Raw genomic sequence first — 17002 nt, 5'->3', positions numbered from 1 at the left:
TTGCCATTGCCTACTATACTAAATATTCCAGATAAATCGTCTTATCTACCGTCTGTAGAGATACTGAAACGCGGTCCCCACTCTTCAGTTCAAGACCACGCGAAGCATCCGCAGCACGTCCGGATCTCTCCACAGTAACACCTTCTCCGCTGCGTAACAGCAATCGGTCATTCTTAGCCGGTGTGAAAATAACAGTTTCGCTCTCCTTCAGTTCAGGCGCCAATTGCAGCAGCTGATGAAGGGTGAACTTGCCCTTGAAGCCTGCAAGCTTCTTATATTGTGGGTAGGTCTTCTCACCCGTATTGCTGTCTTTAACCTCTACTACCAGCTGTCCAACAAAACCACGTGCCGATTTCTTATTCAGCACATACCATGCTGCACCCGCTGCCAGCACTAAAAGAATGCCCCCTATAATGTAATACAGGGTTTTGGATGAGGCTTCCTTCAGGGGTTCTTCGTTGCCAGTCCCTGTAGAAGGTGCTGTTGTTGCTGCTCCGCCTGTCTTCGCGCTGATCTGGACAGGTGCACTTTCCCGATAAAAGCTGCTTTCCTCTGCCCGTACCTTCAACTCGTAGTTATGGCTTTCTTTTACCTCAAATGTACCCTTGAAGACAGCTCCGGAGTTATCCAGTTCGATTTCTTGCACATCACCTGTATCAATATCTGTAGCAAGCAGTACCGCCTTCATATCTTGATACAAATTACTGAGTGTTACCTGAGTACCGTTGCTGAACAGATGGGAGGTGATGTCGATTTTATCACCCTTTTTATAGGTTGCTGATGGCAGCGCATCGATCTTAAGCTCCAGGTCATAGTTAAAGACTAGATTAATATCAATCTTATCCTTTGGCACACCTTTAACCTGAAGTTTCCAATCTCCTTCCTGCGGTGACAGTAGCTTAATCAAGCTATAAGTAGAAGACTTGGACAGCAGGACATTGTTTGAGGGGATCGCAACTTCTTTACCTGACGGGTCCGTTAATTTCGCTGTCACAGGCTGTGAAGACATAATTGAGATATTGGCTTCCAAAACACTGCCGTTAGGCACGTTGACGGTCACGTCCTGATAATCGCCATTTGCAGTAATCGACTGCACAGGCACTACCTTCAGCTTCAAATGGCTGGCAAAAATCTCACTCAGGATTTGCGGCAGATCGTCTGCTGAGTCCGTCGAAAATGCTTTACCACCCGTCTCGTTGGACAGGTCGGCGAGGCTTTGTTTATTCAGCTTGCCATCTGCATTAAGTCCAATGGTATAGATGGGATAGCCATTTTTTTTGGCAACCTCTACGGCCGCCTTCAGCTCTTTATCTGATTCACTTTGCGTCCGGCCTGTCGCTTTGTTGAAATCGTTATTGCCGTCAGCGAGCATTACAATGATAGGCTCATGGGAAGGGTCACTTCCATTCTGCAGAACCTTTACAGCTTCCTCTACGCCAATAGCGATATCGGTGTAAGCTCCTCGGTCCAAACCATCAATAAAATCCTTCAAATCCTGCTTATCGCTCTCCGAGCTAATTTGCAGCAGGGCCTTTTCCCGTTGCACCTTGTCGGTATAGGCAACAATACCTACTTTATCACCTTGGGTGGATAACATATCTATGAACATTTTCATCGCTTCGTTGGCGATTTTGTTCTTGTCACTAGTCTTCATGGAGTTGCTGACATCAATAAGAAGCACAGCGTCAATGTGAGATTGCGCCGACGTTGCCGCATAGGCCTTAACAGCTGCAAAAGGCGAGGCAGCTAGACAAAGAGCCAGGAGCAATGCCGGAAAGATACGTAGAAAGAGAGTCTTGGTTGTTCTAATACTTTGATATTTACGAAGCATAAATAGGGCTCCTCTTGTGTTATATTAGGCACATATGACAGGTTCAGCACTATCGCTAAAATCTGTAAATAGCATGCCATTATGATATAATTAAACCTTGTAAACTTCAACTTTAGGACCGCCGGACCCAGTGCATTGATGCATAGAAGATTATCATTCTAAAAGCCATCTGGACTGCAGAGCGTCCATGAGAAAGGATTGTTCCATGATTTCATACGTCATTCTTGGGATTACGTTCCTAATTGCCGTAATTCAGATTTCCATTTATGCCGCACATCAGCGCAAACCACTGACACGTGATGATATTAACGATCGACTGCTAGCCGCTTTGAACGGAGGCGATAAAGGCCGTGAATAAGAAAAGACCCGTTACCTTCCGGCCTTTCAAGGCCCCGCGTTACGCTTATGACAAGCTGCGCATCTGTCGCCACTGCGGGCGGTATACCGCTCTTGGCGAAGACCGCTGTGGCAAATGTGGCAGAGCCTCACTTATTGCTGTAGAGCAGCACGCAGCATCACTAGCCAGACGGAAGATGCATACCCGCCTACTATTCATCTTACTGCTCACACTAGCCTCTGTCTATTTTGGAAATAGCATCCAACAAATGATATTGTGTGGTGCCGGGGGTCTTGTGCTTGCTGGACTATTGTACTATACGCAGCGAAAAGTAAGGCAGAACGAGAATCTTCGTTCTCTCAATGAGCTGCTTGGTCGTGGGATCGGCATCATCAAGGAAGGGCTGGAGGTCAACCGTCAGGAAGCTGTCTCCGTACTCCGTGAGGATGATGTTCTTGCCTATGAGAAGCTGCGCGAGCTCTCCATCCTGCTTCGCGGCGACCGGATCGCGCGGCAGCGAGTGGCTTTGCTGCATGGATTTTTACTCCGCAAGGATATGGATCTAGAACTGGAGCAGCTTCTTCTAAAAGACTTCGAACCACTGCTAGCCGAATATATCGGCGAGATCGCTAAAGTCCGTCCCGATCTCATTAAGGATCGTACACTACGCTACGTGAAGAACTATGAAGTGGAGATTCGCCAGATGGCTAACGGCTTAACCATCCTTACGAGCGTTGCAGGAGCGGCGGTAAGAATGAAGCGTTATGCCCTGCTCTACTCCAATATGATTGGCCGATACGTGCAAGATCTGCCCAAGGACCGTTTCTTGCGGTTGTCCAAACTCATTGCTGCGAATCCCGATGAACCTTGGAACGGCTTAGACCTCAGGGTAGCTGACATTCGTGAAGCCAAATACCGCTGGGACCCGGAGGTCCAATAGACCTGAAAGCTAAGATGAACCAATATAAAGCAAACATCCTTATTGATGACAACCAACCGTTTCTCAAAGAAATATAAGGATGTTGTATACCGTGAAACTTATACTTTCTTAGGCTTTCTTATATTTTGAAAAAAGAGGCTACTCTATATGACGTTCAAACAATTAATAACCCTGCGAAACTTTATGATCATTTTGTGTATATGCATGCTTGTGCTGCTTGGACAGAAGGTTTTTCTCATCGCAGATAAAATACAAATCACCAAAGAAGCCGACCGTCTCTACGCTGCCGGGGATCTGATTAATGCAGAGGATCAGTACCGTCAAGCAGCGGCCAACTATTCCATTGATTACCAGGAAGAAAGAGTCGCAAAACGTCTGGATGAATTAGCTCCAATCACAGACATCCGCAAAGTTCTGAATGATTTGGTAGCCTCTACTAAGGAGGAAGCAGCGACTAAGGATTTTGCCGGATTTATGAAAAGCTATCAAGCTCTGCTCAGTTTAAAAGCTACATATATGAAGCCAGGCGGTCCCTATGAATCCTATTATCGCCAGTTATCGTCGGCCTCAGGCATTTCAGACCAGTTCACCTCTTATTTCCGTCAGTTTAAGGAGCAGTTCCTTGCCGATCTTGCCCAGAACCAGAGCGGAGGGGTGAGTAATGAAGAGAACTTCAAATGGAATCTTTTGCAGATTCCTGATGCTTATTATGGAAGTGCAGCTTCCAAAGAGGATTTACTAGCCTCAAAGTTTAAAAGCCATGACACAGCTATATTAAAATCCTTAGCAGGAGCAGGAAACTTTACCGGCATGCTGGAAAGCACCCTGTCCCTGTTGAGTGCTTATAGCCAGCATAATTACGAAGCTCCTTGGGTACTTCAACAAGCAGAAAGCAGCGGGAAGATCATCCTGAACAAAGATCTTGAAGGTGACAATATCACAGCTTTTGCTGGGCATGCTGTAGCTTATCGTAATTTTGCAGGATCGGCAGGCATCACGTCATCCAAGGTGCTGACTTTGATCGATACTAGTAAGGCTAAGCTACTAAAAAACGCCAAACGTCTGACAACTAAAGGTCAATATGCTGAAGCGATACAATTATACGGAGATCTTGCCCCGCTAGAAGATACTTCGACAAACATTGCCGCTACTAGGCTGGCTTGGAATATCGCAGAGCCTGTTCGCCTCCTTCCTGGCGGTGAAGAGCAAGACAAATACAACAACGTCATCTCCCGCAAAGGACTATTGGGCACAAAAGTGATCGTTGCCGGGACGGATAATAGTAGCGTGCTCTATTATGCCGCGATGAATAACGACGACAATGTGGTCACATTAACCGGAAACAGCTTGCCACGCTTCGAGAGTCTGCGCAGTCTTACTTTTAATGAACAGTTGGCAACCTCTTCAGGTGTACCTGTGGTTTTAGCCCAATCTGAGGTTGAAGGTGGACGCACCCTTTTCACAGCGTATGAGATGAAATCAAATGGTATTTCACAGTTATTTTCTTTAGCTGGCGATAGTTATGAACTGCAGTCCGATGACTCTATTCTCGTGCCTAATGCGGATCTTGGAGACGGTGTTGACGGGCAAACGGCACTTTACCGTAAAGTAGACGGCAGCTATCAATTCGCGGAGATTGTTCAGGAGTATGCTGTAATCTCAGCTGCGGATCTTACCACTCATCCTTTTGAAAAGGTCACTTTTCATTGTGAGATCATCGTAGATAACTTCGGCAATAGTCTTGCTTACTCGGATGGGATTTATATTTTGCTCCAAGGAGAAGTGGGTTCCGTTACAGGTAACGCGTTAGTTAGTGGCCAATATCAGAATGGATATGAGCTCGTTGGAACAGACATGGGCGAGCAATATGTGCCTGTGTTTATAGTGGAATCCGTAGGTAGCATGAGCTTTGGGCGGTAGGGATTTGGGATACAGGATACGGGATACGGCATACGGGATAACCTTGTCTTTGTGTCGGCTCGACGATCCTGTAAGCTCCACCACTTATAGCAACTAGCGTTGGACAGCGCTTCGATGGTTAATAGGTACGTAATGCCATGAAGATCACATAGCTCGTTAATCATTCGTAATTATCCTGTAGTCTAAGTCTCGTTAATTTACCTATTGTGGATGTTTTTAACAAACCATTGAACTTTCAAGTAATCTGCTCTAGACGCTTTCACACCATTGGTTACGCATCATCCCTTATGTGATCTACGTTTGATGTAACATCTTCAAGCAAATTTGCCATTGTTAGCAGTACCTGTTGCTAGACAAAAAGACACTAACCGGGGGTTGGTGTCTTTTTGTCCATGTACTAGCAGTCTATGGATAGATGAAAAAAATCAAAAAGTAACCTGTTACGGGATAATGTCGTATTGCATTAAGCACGGTGACTTTTACTCAGCTACTCAATTGGCACTTTTAATTTCTAAAGCACTTCTATATAGGTTCCACTTAACCATTTTTTGATGAAATCAAATTCAAAGGTTTAAATCGGTGTTCTCGTTTACATAGAGCTCGCTGGGTTCAATTCGATGTTGGTGAGTATGCAACAGCTCTGGCAAACGCCCCATCCGCTCAGCCAAACGGGATAGCTTTTGCTCATGAAAATTAGATAATCCCGTATGAATCCGGTCTTGGAAAGGCTCAAGCCATCTTGTTTCCAGGCTGTCAGAACCAAAATAAACCCCGAGCAGAGAGCCTGCTGTTGCTCCAAAACTATCCGTATCGTTGCCTTGCATCACCTGCTTGCATATCCCGTCACCGACATTGTCTGCAAATCGAAATGTATTAATTAAGGTACCTATTTCCTGATAAACCTGACAGTGACCATAATTTGCATACTTATGGTTAATGCTCTGATAAGCTTCCAGCCAGTTATCTGCATTCGCTACCCTCTGCAGGCAATCCTGAGTAATCTCATAGAATCGGCTCCTTCTAGGTACGAATTGCAGTGCAGTACTTATTATTTTAATAGGATCGCGCAGTACTTGCGCAACTGCAATCGCAGCGGCGATGAACATCGTGGCGTAGATCCCCGTCCGGCGATGTGTAAAACTTGCATCACGCCAAGCTAGCTCAGCGGCAAGAGCGGGTTGACCGGGGCAGGCATAACCGTAAGCATCTGCGCGAATCGCTGCTCCGCATAGTTCTGTATCTTGCACCATGAAGTCGGGCCAAGCCTCTATTTCAGAATGATTGAATAGTTCTCTATCATGCTCCAAATAGCTAATCCCCGATCGAAGCAAGATGGTCCTCTCCGGCCCCCAAGTAGTACTTATCGGAAGATGATTTATCCATAAATCTCTTAAATTTCTTTTCGTAAAACCATCGCCAAATTGTTCTAACGCCATCATTCCCATTAATGTGTAATTGATATCATCATCAGGTGCCACATAACGAATTCGCCCCCGCGTCGTCTCAAACCAAGACCAATGTCGACGATCCAAAGCATGGAGAACTTCATCAGAAATGTAATCATTCAGTGGCCATTCCCCTACAGAAGTTAAAGCTTTACGCAATTCCGACAAGCTGGGGTTTACCTCAATCGGTTTGCCTAGCATTGAACCACAGACTGAAGCGAGGAATCCCGCCTCTACACGTTTGGAGCTATCCTTAAGATTCAAGATTCCGACTTGGCCTAAAGGTCGAGCCGGATCGCATTCCTGCCATATCTCTTCTAAATCGTTTGGTTCATAGTAAGGCCAATTGTCCCTCATTGGAATGTCAGCCAAGCTATGAGCGAATTCCAGATAGGCATCGTAGCTTGCGGGAAGCTGTTCCAGCTTGGCTAAATAACCCGAGGTTAGATGCCCCTGTGCAAATTTATTGCGTAAAATCCCCTCTAATTGACGTTTAAGAAATGCGAGTGATGGCAGCATGCTGTATCTCCTTTGTCCGTTTATTAATCTACGTAAAATAACTTCTACATGAGAATGTAAACGATGATTGATGGAAAGCAGCCCATCCCATCGCCTTCATTATAAGTTTAAATAAACGAGCATGCGATGATAGAAATAACAGTAAAAGCAATAAGTTTAATAGACTATTAAATAGGGAAAGACACTCTAAAAAACCTCCAATGGGATGCCAAATGAATCGTCACCCTTATGTCCTTCATTTTTTTGATTACGGGATTACAGGTTACAGGATTACGGATTACGGGATTACTTGTTGCGTTCAATTAGCTTATTACTTTGCCTAATGAGATCGAATGTAATGGTTTATAGCATACACTGTATCCACCTAGTGAACATTTATAATGAGTAGTCAAGCAACTATAGCGACTTGGGTGTACATATACGAAGCAGACAACTTTGAACGACTTGGGTAAACAATCCCTACGGATAGTACGCTCCTTCTGCTGACCATGAGAATGGGAACTCCTGTCTGGTCAGTTTTTTTGTCCAAGAGGTGTGGGTAGCCCGTCTATACTCTTTGTGTTTTTCTCTTGTCTATATTCTCTCAGCCCTGCCTCACCCTTTTGGATAGACCAACGCTGCAACGTATCCCGCTCACCCTCATAACTCATGAATGGGACCGAAAATCCGCAGGAAGTCTGTACTTTATGAACATCTATCAAAATGATCTGTCTAGCTCCAGGCAGAGATGTAAACAATGGGGACAGTGTTTCCCATTCTGCTGATTCAGGCAAAATCACAGCCCCTGTTCCATACAGTCTTAAAATATTAGGCGGCCCCTCAAACGCACAAAACATAACCGTCACTCTTCCATTTTCCAGCAGATGCGCGCTCGTCTCATTACCGCTGCCAGTCATGTCTAGATAAGCCACCTGATTAGGAGACAATATCCGAAAACAATCATGTCCCTTCGGCGAAAGGTTAACATGCCCATCTTCTGAAAGCGGCGCCGACCCTACGAAAAAAAGATGCTGCCGAAGAATAAACTCTTCATGTACAGGTAGTATAGTGGTAAATTGTTTTCCCATTTGGCATTCTCCATTTCTGTATATTTGTGTGTTGGCTAATTGGTCATCTCTACTCAACTCTATCGGATCTGCCGACTCAATGAGTTCCATGAACTACATGAACTACATGAACTACATGAACTACATGAACTACAGCAGCTTCACCAATTATCTCAGTTCCATCAACCACATTTGCTTAACTAACTAGCTTTGCCGACTACATTAACTTCTATAGTTACATTAGCTCTATCAACTCCGTTAGTTTCACCAACTGGATCAGTTCCTTAAGCGCATTAACTCCACTAACAATAACAGTTCCACTAGCTCCTCCAGCAAACTAACTTTGGGTTGGGGCACCTAATGTAGGGCATTTTTGACTCTCTTTCTTGCTATTTTAGCTCGGGGCGGCTAATGTAGGGCATTTTTGTCTCTCTTTTTTGCTATTTTAGCTTGGGGCGGCTAATGTAGGGCATTTTTGACTCTCTTTCCTGCTACTTTAGCTCGGGGCGCCTAATGTAGGACATTTTTGTCTCTCTTTCCTGCTATTTTAGCTCGGTGCGGCTAATGTAGGGCATTTTTGCCTCTCTTTCCTGCTACTTTGGCTCAATGCGGCTAATGTAGAGCACTTTTGCCTCTCTTTCTTGCTACTTTAGCTCAGTGCGGCTAATGTAAGGCATTTTTGTCTCTCTTTCTTACTACTTTGGCTTGGTGCGGCTAATGTAAGGCATTCTTGCCTCTTTTTCTTGCTACTTTGGCTTGGGGCGGCTAATGTAGAGCACTTTTGCCTCTCTTTCTTGCTACTTTGGCTCGATACCGCTAATGTAGGGCACTTTTGCTCTTATTTCTGACTAATTCGACGCTATGCAGCTGATGTAGAGTATTTTTACCGTACATTTCCCCACTTTGGCTCAATCCAACTATTCTACGGGATTTTCACCGTACATCCCCGCCACTTCTGCCCAATCCAGCAATTCTACGGGATTTTTACCGTTCATTCTCGCCACTTGAGCCCAATCCAGCAATTCTACGGGATTTTTACCGTTCATTCTCGCCACTTCTGCCCAATCCAGCAATTCTACGGGATTTTTACCGTTCATTCTCGCCACTTGAGCCCAATCCAGCAAATCTACGGGATTTTTACCGTACATCCCCGCCATTTCTACCCAATCCAGCAAATCTACGGGATTTTTACCGTATATTTTTCCGCAGACATATTAGTTAAGTATATATACTCTAGGGCTTTTCTTATGTCTCCCCCCGTCTGCCTAAATGCAAGCCTCAGCAAGGATTAACAACACATCCCGAGAATTTTAAGCTGTTTAAATTCTCTTCCACCGTCAAGTAACCCTTCTCCCCGGTACCTGGCCGTCAGCAAAAATAGGGACTACCTCTCGGCAGCCCCCTTTCTCTCGCAAGCTGCTTGATACTACTATCAGAAGCAACTCCCTTAAATCCCTTTTTCCCTATAAAATACTTCCCTTTAAACACTTCCCTATAACACTTTTCCCTAAAAAATCTCCCGCTTAAGCACTTAACCCACTAAGCACACAAAACCATCCTTCCCCTATCTATTCAATCGCAATATAAATCTCAACCTGCGTGTCAGCAGGGTCGAAATTCCGTGAATCATAAATCTCAAAATCCCCCGTGTAAGTTCTTACCTCCCCAGACTCCTTAAAGTACGCCCAAATCTCCCCCCACGCTTGCGCGACTACTTCAAATACCGGACCTTTTTTCGTCTTAAAAACCATGTATTTGCTCTCCGGTACAGCCGCATAGGAGAACTGGTTTTCCACTAGTTCGCTTTCCTCTAGTTCGCTTTCCTCTAGCTCGCTTTCCTCTAGCTCGTTTTCCTCTAGCTCGCCTTCCTCTAGCTCGCCTTCCTCTAGCTGACTTCCCTCTAAATGTCTCTCCTCAGCTACTTCATGCCCGATCACAACGGTATACGCTCCGCTCGCATCACTCTCATAATCCGTATACAAAGCATAGATGTACTCAGGATTTACCGTAGCTATCTGCCCCGCAATATTACTCTGAAAATAAGTTTCCCACAGCTGCGACAAACCTCCATCAGGTCCCATTTCTGCTTCATTAGTTGTGCGTATGCTAACCCCCGCCAAGGTCATTTTTGCTTTCTCTACAAAATAAGTATTCATCCATTCTCCCTCATTTCCTGTGATTGAACTTAGTATACACAGGCAAAGTGGACATCTGTCTGTCCAGTTCGAATAGATTGATTTCATTCTGGGTTATAAAGACCCCTTTAGGGTAATTAATAGTATGGAACTACACTCGAAGGGAATGACTACAGCATGTCAAAAATCAAATTAGCTGTCATCTACTACAGTGCCACAGGAACTAACTACCAGCTAGCACAATGGGCCGCGGAAAGCGCAGAAAAAGCAGGAGCTGAGGTAAAACTGCTGAAGGTGCAGGAACTGGTCCCCGAGGACAAAATTCAAGCAAATCCAGCCATGAAAGCCCTAGCTGAAAAAACAAAAGATATCCCAGTCGCCACACCCGACGATATAGTCGAAGCGGATGCGATTATTTTCAGTTCCCCAACCCGTTACGGTAACATTGCTTCCCAGATGAAGCAGTTCATTGATACAACCGGTGGCATTTGGGGCAAAGGACTAACAGTAAACAAAGTCGTCAGCGCCATGAGCTCAGCACAGAACCCGCATGGTGGACAAGAAGCTACGATTTTGGCACTCTATACGTCGATGTATCACTGGGGAGCCATTGTTGCAGCACCCGGTTATACCGATCCAGTCACATTTGGTGCGGGAGGCAACCCTTACGGAACAAGTGTCAGTGTAGATGGAGACGGTAAAATGATCGAAGATCAGGATCGGATCCGTGACGCTGTTTTTCATCAAGCGAAGCGTACCGTTGAAGTGGCCGGCTGGGTCCAGACAGGCAAAAACGCCAATAATCAGAACTAGCGCAGCTTAGTTAATATAACAACACCCCTCGGAGCTACTTGTGTAGCACTGCACCGAGGGGTGTTTAATTTATATTTTAATTACTCTCCAGGGTATTTAAGCCCCCACTGTGCACGCACTTGATCCAGCAGTTTCAGAATCGCTAACGATTCATCCAATGTCATCACCGGACTCTCTGTAAGCCCTGCCTGAAGACAACGTCCTACTTCCTCCGCTTCAAAACAATATCCAATAGAAGCACGGTCGTCCACAAAGCTCTCTACCTTCTCATCTCCTATATAAAGCGCAGCCGATTTCGGGTTCACTAATGTACCCTCTACAATAATACGGCCTTCTGTGCCAAACACATGCGCTTCCTCCAACATGTTAAGACGAATACCACCGTTCAACGAAGCGGTTTTCCCGTTACCATATGACAACAGCATCGAGAAATGCTCGTCCACTCCAGTCTCACCTATGTGCACTGTGCTGGAAATAGACTCAGGATGAGGTCCAAACACCATGGAGGCAAAAGAAACCGGATAAATCCCCACATCCAGCAGCGCTCCCCCGCCCAGCTTCGGATTCAGCAATCTGCCTTCCGGATTCCAGTCGGTACGAAACCCTAGATCTGCCTTCACCAATCGAACATCACCGATCTTGCCCTCAGCAATCCATTCTCTAACCTTCACAATCGCCGGGATGTAGCGACTCCACATTGCCTCCATCAGGAATAGCTTATGCGCTCTAGCATAGGCCACAACTTCTTCCAATTCCCCGCTGTTTACGGTAAAAGGTTTCTCACACAGGACAGCTTTGCCTGCACGCAGCGCCATTAAAGCATTTTCTTTGTGAAAAGGATGCGGCGTTCCAATATATACCGCGTCTACATTCGGGTCATTCAGCAATTCCTCATAGGTTGCATAGGCATGCGGAATCCCATGATTTTTAGCAAATTCATCGGCACTTTCCTGAGATCTTGACCCAACGGCATAAGCCACACCATTACTGGCATGCGCCAAATCAGTAACAAATTGATGAGCAATCCAGCCTGTGCTAATAATTCCCCATCTCACCTTGTAAGCGTTGTCCATTTTCATTTGCATGTTCCTCCTACTCCTTCTGCTAAGTCTCTTTAATTCTATCAGACCATTCTAATGAATGTATAGGAACTGATGCCAGCAAACACCACCGTCACCACCAAAATAGCAATATTCCAGATCTTGCTCAAGGCCGCTGAGTGCTCGTTAGAGTTTTGAATAAACGCTTTTTGCAAAAGGAACTGTAAAAGCTTCATAATTATGAATCCCAAACAACCCAGCCCGCTTTGCAAAATAACTTCCAGACTAGCTTTACTTACAAATCGATCTGCCATGTTCCCATCATAATGAATCGGGACGGTATCCGGCATTTTGGAATAAAGGAATAAATAAATAGCTACAGGAATCAAGGCCACCACACTGCTTAAGATCATCGTCAGTTTGGTTTTGAACAACGTTTTACCCTCCTTGTGCGGAAAAATAATCTCCCCGTTATTCTCCTTCCACTTCAATCAGATATATCCCCTTCTTAAATCTACCGCGACGTTTAGCTTTCTCTGCACGTTGCTTCTCCAGCTCCACGCTATTGCTCCCATGTGTCTCCGCCAGAGCCTGAATCACTTCCATCATATCGGCAAGCTCCTCCAGAGCTTCTTCATCACTTGCTGCCTGAAAATATTCCTTCGACTCTTCTTGCAATTTTTTACGTAGTTCAGTTATGTATTCTTTGGACTCTAATATCCTTGTGTTAAAATCTTTACCTTGAGAAGCTATCAAATCGGGGATGCCGTCACGCACTAGCTTTTCATATACAGGCATTTAAGCTCTTCCTTTCTTCTATATTATATCTCCCTTCAATCCGGCTTTGATTCCATCACTAGACGTTCTACAAAAGGAAGATCTGCCGGAGCAAACATGAACTGATCCAGTTCAGCCGGTAGCACCCACCTATGTTCGTCGTGATCCACCAGATCAATTACACCTCCCTGATACCGCGCTTTCCAAGCAATCAATTGGATCTTTATCTCTCCATAGTTATGCTCGTTCATGCCAAAGCTCTCATAGGGAAGGATTGTGATCCCCATCTCTTCCTGAAGCTCTCTTTGCAGACACTCTGCGATGCTCTCATCCTGCTCTATTTTGCCACCAGGAAATTCCCACAGACCTGCCTGCAATTTACCTTGCCGCCGCCGGGCAATAAGAATCTGCCCTTCTTCATTATGTATAATTGCTGCCGCCACCTTGATCACAAAGAACACCTCCACTATTGCTAGTTATTCGACAGATACTACTATTAAAACATACAATTCATTCCAAACCAAAGAGACTCTCCCAAACGCCAACACGGCCTGGGAAAATCTCTTCAGTACAGTCTCTCTATAAATTTCACAGCAGCGTTATCCTTACGAAAGAGCTACTATTTTGTCAGCACAAGCTCCAAACGAACCTCAAGATTATTTTCTGTATCCAGTACAACGGTGTGGGGATTGCTTAGACCAAAGTCAGAAAAGGCCACTGTTGTCGTTCCCGACAACATCAACTGTCCCCCGCTATACGCCGCTTGCGACTGAAAGGTGACGTCCTTTTCTACTCCTTTTACGGTAAGCGTCCCCTGCATTTCAACAGGCACAGTTGCTCCTTCAGTCCATTCTGCCGGCAGCTCCGAAAATGACTTCACTACAAACGTGGATTGTGGAAATTCCGTTACGGATAGAAAATCCTCTCCTTTTACATGCTCGTCCCGTTGGCTATTGCCAGAATCCAGAGCGCTCATATCCACTGTCCCTTCCCCGGCCATCGAAGTAGAATCCTCTATATTTACCTTCCAGGTACCCTGAACTTTGTTGTCTACGAAGTTTACTGTTTCTTTAGAGGTCGTCACTGACCAATAGACTTTAGAGGTTTCCCCAAGGGTCCAATCCCCGTTTAATTGTTCGGCTGTGACCGCCACCCCTGCTGATGCTCCAGTGTTATTTGTTGTCTCTCCAGCATCTGCTGTGGTTGTTTGATTTGGAATCACGGACTCGATCTCTACATTATTGCCCAGCGATTTATCCAGTAATGTATAACCTGTGACTACTCCTACGATAATAACTCCTGCAGCGATCAAGGCTATTCTTTTTCTCTTCATCCTGTTCCCTCCAATATTCATAATTTCTGTATGCTTTCAAGCTCGTCCCTCATTCTAACAAAGCAATATGTCGGGAAGAAGTCAGAGCAGAACGGGCTATGATGTGTTAAACTTGTCGTAAATTTTATGGACTGGAGGTACTCCAATTTGACGAAATCCATTCTTGTTGTAGAAGATGAAGAAGCCATCTCTAGGGTCCTCAGTGCTTATCTGAAAAAAGCAGGCTTTCAAGTCACCCGTGTAGCTGATGGACGCGCTGCGCTGGAGTCTTTTGCTATATCTCCTCCTTCATTAGTATTACTAGACATCATGCTGCCAAACATGGACGGCTTTGAACTGCTTAAGCTCATCCGTGAAAAAAGCAGCTGCCCTGTGATCATGCTGACGGCAAGAGATGGGATCAATGACCGGCTAGCCGGCCTCGACGGTGGTGCGGATGATTATATGTCTAAACCTTTTATTCCCGAGGAGGTGGTAGCACGCGTGAACGCTGTCTTACGCCGTCCCTCGCAGTGGTCTGATGGCAGCCGTAAACGGCATTATGGCAGTTTGTTTATCGACTTCACAGCACGTGCTGTCTTTTTAAATGGGGCTGAGCTGAGTCTTAGTCCTCGGGATATGTCAGTGCTGTTATTTCTCGCTGAAAGACCTAATCAGATTTGTACGCGTGAGCAATTAATAGAATTTGTATGGGAAATGGATTATGAAGGAAGCGACCGGGCGGTAGATTTGTCGATCAAAAGACTACGCCAAGCGTTGTCGCACTGGCCTACTAGTGAGGGGGAAATCCGTACCCTAAGGGGGACGGGATATCAATTATGGACAACTTAAAGAGAAACAACGCCAAACGTACCTCTATCCTTTCTTACTGGACGATACGTTATCTACTCATTATTAGTGGAGGCCTGCTCCTCACAGCTTTAGCTACATTATGGTGGATCCGTCAGGAGGCTATGAGCAATCGTCTGCAGACTGCGGGGCTTTTGGCACAGGAGATTGCAGATCGCAGCTTAAATATGGAAGGCTCCATTGAAATCAGCCATAATCTCGAAAAACTGATCGAAGACCGGAAGCGGTTTTTCAAGTTAACCATAGAGATGTGCGTGATCATTACTGATCAACAAGGTCAAATGCTATTCTCCCTGCCACCTCTAACTGACAAGGAAATGAGATATAAGCTAAATGATAGCCTGAACGACTCCCGCAGTCCTGAGTTTAAGGCTGCTGTGGCTCCCATAAATTCGGATGACAAAACACTGGGACAGGTTATTGTCCTGCAATCCAAAAAATCGCTGCGGCATATTCCACAGGAGGAGATCATATTTTTCTCCATACTGCTGCTGTTTCTAATCATCTTAAGTTGGCTAACCATTTACCTCTTATCTCGTAAACTGGCAAAACCCATTCAGAAGGTAGTCGAGGCTGCGGCTCAAATCAGCCATGGCCGTTATGATATCGTTCTAGATAAGGATGCTAAAGAGCGGGAAATTCATGAGCTGATGATGTCTTTTGAAGAGATGGCAGGCAAGTTACAGCAATTTGAGCAGTCTCGAGCCGTAATGCTGGCCGGAGTCTCCCATGAGTTGAAAACACCCGTAACTTCTATTAAAGGCTTGGTGCATGCTGTACGCGAAGGGGTCGTTGAAGGTGATGAAGCTGCGGAATTTCTGGATATTGCCCTGCTGGAGGCTGGACGGTTGCAGCGAATGGTAGCCGACCTTCTGGATTACAATGCCCTGACTGCAGGAATGGTTTCTGTTCGTCACGACCGACTGGATGCCGTACCACTACTATCAGAAATCGTATATCAATGGAAACTGACACAGGCGGAAGATGTTGCTGAACCCGTGCTTCATATGCCGATTAATCCCTTATTTTTGCGTGGGGACTCCCTTCGTATCCAGCAGATAATCGTCAATCTACTTAATAACAGTGTACAAGCCAAAGCTCCGGATCGAAAGGTGCAGCTTACAATAGAACTGCTGGATCAGCAAGGTCATGGCTTTGCCGAAATCCGTGTTCAAGATAATGGGCTTGGCATCTCATCCAATCATAGTGAGCATGTCTTCGAAGCCTTCTTCCGGGGCAGCGATAAGCAGAGCACACTGCGTGGTCTGGGACTCGGCCTAACCTTCAGCCGTCTGTTGGCCGAATCTATGAACGGAAGCCTCGTGCTTGAGGAGCACTCAGACAAAGGCTGCACCTTCGTGCTGTCTCTGCCGCTTGATGATTAAAAAATAGTCTGCGATCCATCGACATGGTATAATCATGTGCACAATCACACCGAAAACCGGAGGCTGTATATGCTTACTTTTGAACAAAAATTAGCGATTCTCGACTCTTACCCCCAGCTGGAACGCAAAAATGTATCCCTTGGGCGCGTGAACTATCACTACGAGGAAAGCCAGCATGATAAGAAAACCGTGGCTTTTCACCTGCATCCAAATGGTAATGGCTATGTGTTCGCAGGCTTACTGCGGGGCTACGAGACAGACGATAAGGGCTTCGTGAATATTCGCGACTACTCGGAATTCGAGCTGCGTAGTTTGCTGGATGCCTCCATCACCTCACTGTCTATTTACATTCCTGATGCTCCTGTAGCCAGCAAAAGAAAGAAAAAGGCTGCGGCAACTGCCGATACACTCTGGACTAATGATGAGGGCCAAACCCTAACCCTAAAGCTTGAGGATGATTTATGGTATGTCTATGCCGACCTCAATCTGGAGATGGCGTTTGAAACGCTTGAGGAAGCTAAAGAATATTTAGCGGAAGAGGGATTTACAGCAGCGCAGTAGTAATTGTCAGACTTTAATCTACACACTCACAACAAAAGAGGTGTCTGAGCAGCCATTTATTTTGGCCGTTC

Annotated in this window: 17 protein-coding genes; 7 read left to right on the top strand and 10 right to left on the bottom strand. The window is 45.6% G+C overall.

What is annotated here, in order from left to right; translation table 11 throughout:
- Positions 1-13: 13 nt before the first annotated feature.
- Complete coding sequence (locus tag NST94_RS04545; protein ID WP_076185016.1) at positions 14-1831, bottom strand: vWA domain-containing protein; 1818 nt, start codon at positions 1829-1831, stop codon at positions 14-16.
- A 205-nt stretch (positions 1832-2036) separates the two neighbouring features.
- Here NST94_RS04545 and NST94_RS04540 point away from each other — a divergent pair, with 205 nt between their 5' ends.
- The 3 genes from NST94_RS04540 (at position 2037) to NST94_RS04530 (ending at position 5028) form a co-directional block, all read left to right on the top strand.
- Positions 2037-2189 (top strand): hypothetical protein, encoded by a 153-nt coding sequence (locus NST94_RS04540; protein ID WP_155986556.1) that lies wholly within the window; start codon positions 2037-2039, stop codon positions 2187-2189.
- A complete protein-coding gene (locus NST94_RS04535; protein WP_076224969.1) occupies positions 2182-3108 on the top strand; it encodes a hypothetical protein in 927 nt (308 codons plus the stop codon). Before NST94_RS04540 ends, NST94_RS04535 begins: the two co-directional genes overlap by 8 nt.
- A gap of 147 nt (positions 3109-3255) precedes the next feature.
- Positions 3256-5028, top strand: a complete 1773-nt coding sequence (locus NST94_RS04530; protein WP_076302825.1) for a hypothetical protein — start codon at positions 3256-3258, stop codon at positions 5026-5028.
- Between the two features lie 563 nt (positions 5029-5591).
- Here NST94_RS04530 and NST94_RS04525 read toward each other — a convergent pair.
- The 4 genes from NST94_RS04525 to NST94_RS04510 all read right to left on the bottom strand — a co-directional run bounded on the left by NST94_RS04525 (position 5592) and on the right by NST94_RS04510 (position 10194).
- A complete protein-coding gene (locus NST94_RS04525; protein WP_076302824.1) occupies positions 5592-6992 on the bottom strand; it encodes an ADP-ribosylglycohydrolase family protein in 1401 nt (466 codons plus the stop codon).
- Between the two features lie 512 nt (positions 6993-7504).
- Positions 7505-8059 carry a pyridoxamine 5'-phosphate oxidase family protein gene (locus NST94_RS04520; protein WP_076302823.1) on the bottom strand — a complete coding sequence of 185 codons (555 nt, stop codon included), beginning with the start codon at positions 8057-8059 and terminating at the stop codon, positions 7505-7507.
- Positions 8060-8955: 896 nt separating this feature from the next.
- Positions 8956-9195 carry a hypothetical protein gene (locus tag NST94_RS04515; RefSeq protein WP_339281725.1) on the bottom strand — a complete coding sequence of 80 codons (240 nt, stop codon included), beginning with the start codon at positions 9193-9195 and terminating at the stop codon, positions 8956-8958.
- Positions 9196-9606: 411 nt separating this feature from the next.
- Entirely contained in the window at positions 9607-10194 is a 588-nt protein-coding gene (locus tag NST94_RS04510) for an effector binding domain-containing protein (RefSeq protein ID WP_339281724.1), read from the bottom strand.
- Between the two features lie 156 nt (positions 10195-10350).
- Here NST94_RS04510 and wrbA point away from each other — a divergent pair, with 156 nt between their 5' ends.
- Positions 10351-10986 carry an NAD(P)H:quinone oxidoreductase type IV gene (wrbA, locus tag NST94_RS04505; RefSeq protein WP_339281723.1) on the top strand — a complete coding sequence of 212 codons (636 nt, stop codon included), beginning with the start codon at positions 10351-10353 and terminating at the stop codon, positions 10984-10986.
- Positions 10987-11066: 80 nt separating this feature from the next.
- Here the strand turns inward: wrbA and NST94_RS04500 are convergent, their stop codons facing one another.
- From NST94_RS04500 to NST94_RS04480, 5 genes are all read right to left on the bottom strand, one after another.
- Positions 11067-12059 (bottom strand): Gfo/Idh/MocA family oxidoreductase, encoded by a 993-nt coding sequence (locus NST94_RS04500; protein WP_036680866.1) that lies wholly within the window; start codon positions 12057-12059, stop codon positions 11067-11069.
- A 50-nt stretch (positions 12060-12109) separates the two neighbouring features.
- A complete protein-coding gene (locus tag NST94_RS04495; protein WP_339281722.1) occupies positions 12110-12460 on the bottom strand; it encodes a DUF1648 domain-containing protein in 351 nt (116 codons plus the stop codon).
- Positions 12461-12497: 37 nt separating this feature from the next.
- On the bottom strand, positions 12498-12824 hold the full coding sequence (locus NST94_RS04490) for a nucleoside triphosphate pyrophosphohydrolase (protein ID WP_339281721.1): 327 nt from the start codon (positions 12822-12824) through the stop codon (positions 12498-12500).
- A 35-nt stretch (positions 12825-12859) separates the two neighbouring features.
- Positions 12860-13255 (bottom strand): 8-oxo-dGTP diphosphatase MutT, encoded by a 396-nt coding sequence (mutT, locus tag NST94_RS04485; protein WP_339281720.1) that lies wholly within the window; start codon positions 13253-13255, stop codon positions 12860-12862.
- 167 nt (positions 13256-13422) lie between these two features.
- On the bottom strand, positions 13423-14136 hold the full coding sequence (locus NST94_RS04480; RefSeq protein ID WP_339281719.1) for a YceI family protein: 714 nt from the start codon (positions 14134-14136) through the stop codon (positions 13423-13425).
- Between the two features lie 147 nt (positions 14137-14283).
- On the opposite strand from NST94_RS04480, the gene NST94_RS04475 reads away from it, so the two are divergent.
- The 3 genes from NST94_RS04475 (at position 14284) to NST94_RS04465 (ending at position 16931) form a co-directional block, all read left to right on the top strand.
- A complete protein-coding gene (locus NST94_RS04475) occupies positions 14284-14967 on the top strand; it encodes a response regulator transcription factor (protein WP_232061150.1) in 684 nt (227 codons plus the stop codon).
- Positions 14955-16370, top strand: coding sequence for a HAMP domain-containing sensor histidine kinase (locus NST94_RS04470; protein WP_339281718.1), 1416 nt, complete (start codon positions 14955-14957; stop codon positions 16368-16370). Before NST94_RS04475 ends, NST94_RS04470 begins: the two co-directional genes overlap by 13 nt.
- 69 nt (positions 16371-16439) lie before the next feature.
- On the top strand, positions 16440-16931 hold the full coding sequence (locus tag NST94_RS04465; RefSeq protein ID WP_280753479.1) for a hypothetical protein: 492 nt from the start codon (positions 16440-16442) through the stop codon (positions 16929-16931).
- Positions 16932-17002: the final 71 nt, after the last annotated feature.

The sequence above is a fragment of the Paenibacillus sp. FSL H8-0282 genome (assembly GCF_037963825.1).
Classification (GTDB): Bacteria; Bacillota; Bacilli; order Paenibacillales; family Paenibacillaceae; genus Paenibacillus_AQ; species Paenibacillus_AQ odorifer.
This window is presented reverse-complemented; position numbering and strand designations above follow the sequence as displayed.

Coding starts and splice junctions, on each gene's coding strand:
- NST94_RS04480 (WP_339281719.1), bottom strand. CDS start 14,136: ATGAAGAGAAAAAGAATAGCCTTGATCGCTGCAGGAGTTATTATCGTA.
- NST94_RS04500 (WP_036680866.1), bottom strand. CDS start 12,059: ATGGACAACGCTTACAAGGTGAGATGGGGAATTATTAGCACAGGCTGG.
- NST94_RS04540 (WP_155986556.1), top strand. CDS start 2,037: ATGATTTCATACGTCATTCTTGGGATTACGTTCCTAATTGCCGTAATT.
- NST94_RS04525 (WP_076302824.1), bottom strand. CDS start 6,992: ATGCTGCCATCACTCGCATTTCTTAAACGTCAATTAGAGGGGATTTTA.
- NST94_RS04490 (WP_339281721.1), bottom strand. CDS start 12,824: ATGCCTGTATATGAAAAGCTAGTGCGTGACGGCATCCCCGATTTGATA.
- NST94_RS04545 (WP_076185016.1), bottom strand. CDS start 1,831: ATGCTTCGTAAATATCAAAGTATTAGAACAACCAAGACTCTCTTTCTA.
- NST94_RS04470 (WP_339281718.1), top strand. CDS start 14,955: ATGGACAACTTAAAGAGAAACAACGCCAAACGTACCTCTATCCTTTCT.
- NST94_RS04510 (WP_339281724.1), bottom strand. CDS start 10,194: ATGAATACTTATTTTGTAGAGAAAGCAAAAATGACCTTGGCGGGGGTT.
- NST94_RS04465 (WP_280753479.1), top strand. CDS start 16,440: ATGCTTACTTTTGAACAAAAATTAGCGATTCTCGACTCTTACCCCCAG.
- NST94_RS04530 (WP_076302825.1), top strand. CDS start 3,256: ATGACGTTCAAACAATTAATAACCCTGCGAAACTTTATGATCATTTTG.
- NST94_RS04515 (WP_339281725.1), bottom strand. CDS start 9,195: ATGGCGGGGATGTACGGTAAAAATCCCGTAGATTTGCTGGATTGGGCT.
- wrbA (WP_339281723.1), top strand. CDS start 10,351: ATGTCAAAAATCAAATTAGCTGTCATCTACTACAGTGCCACAGGAACT.
- NST94_RS04520 (WP_076302823.1), bottom strand. CDS start 8,059: ATGGGAAAACAATTTACCACTATACTACCTGTACATGAAGAGTTTATT.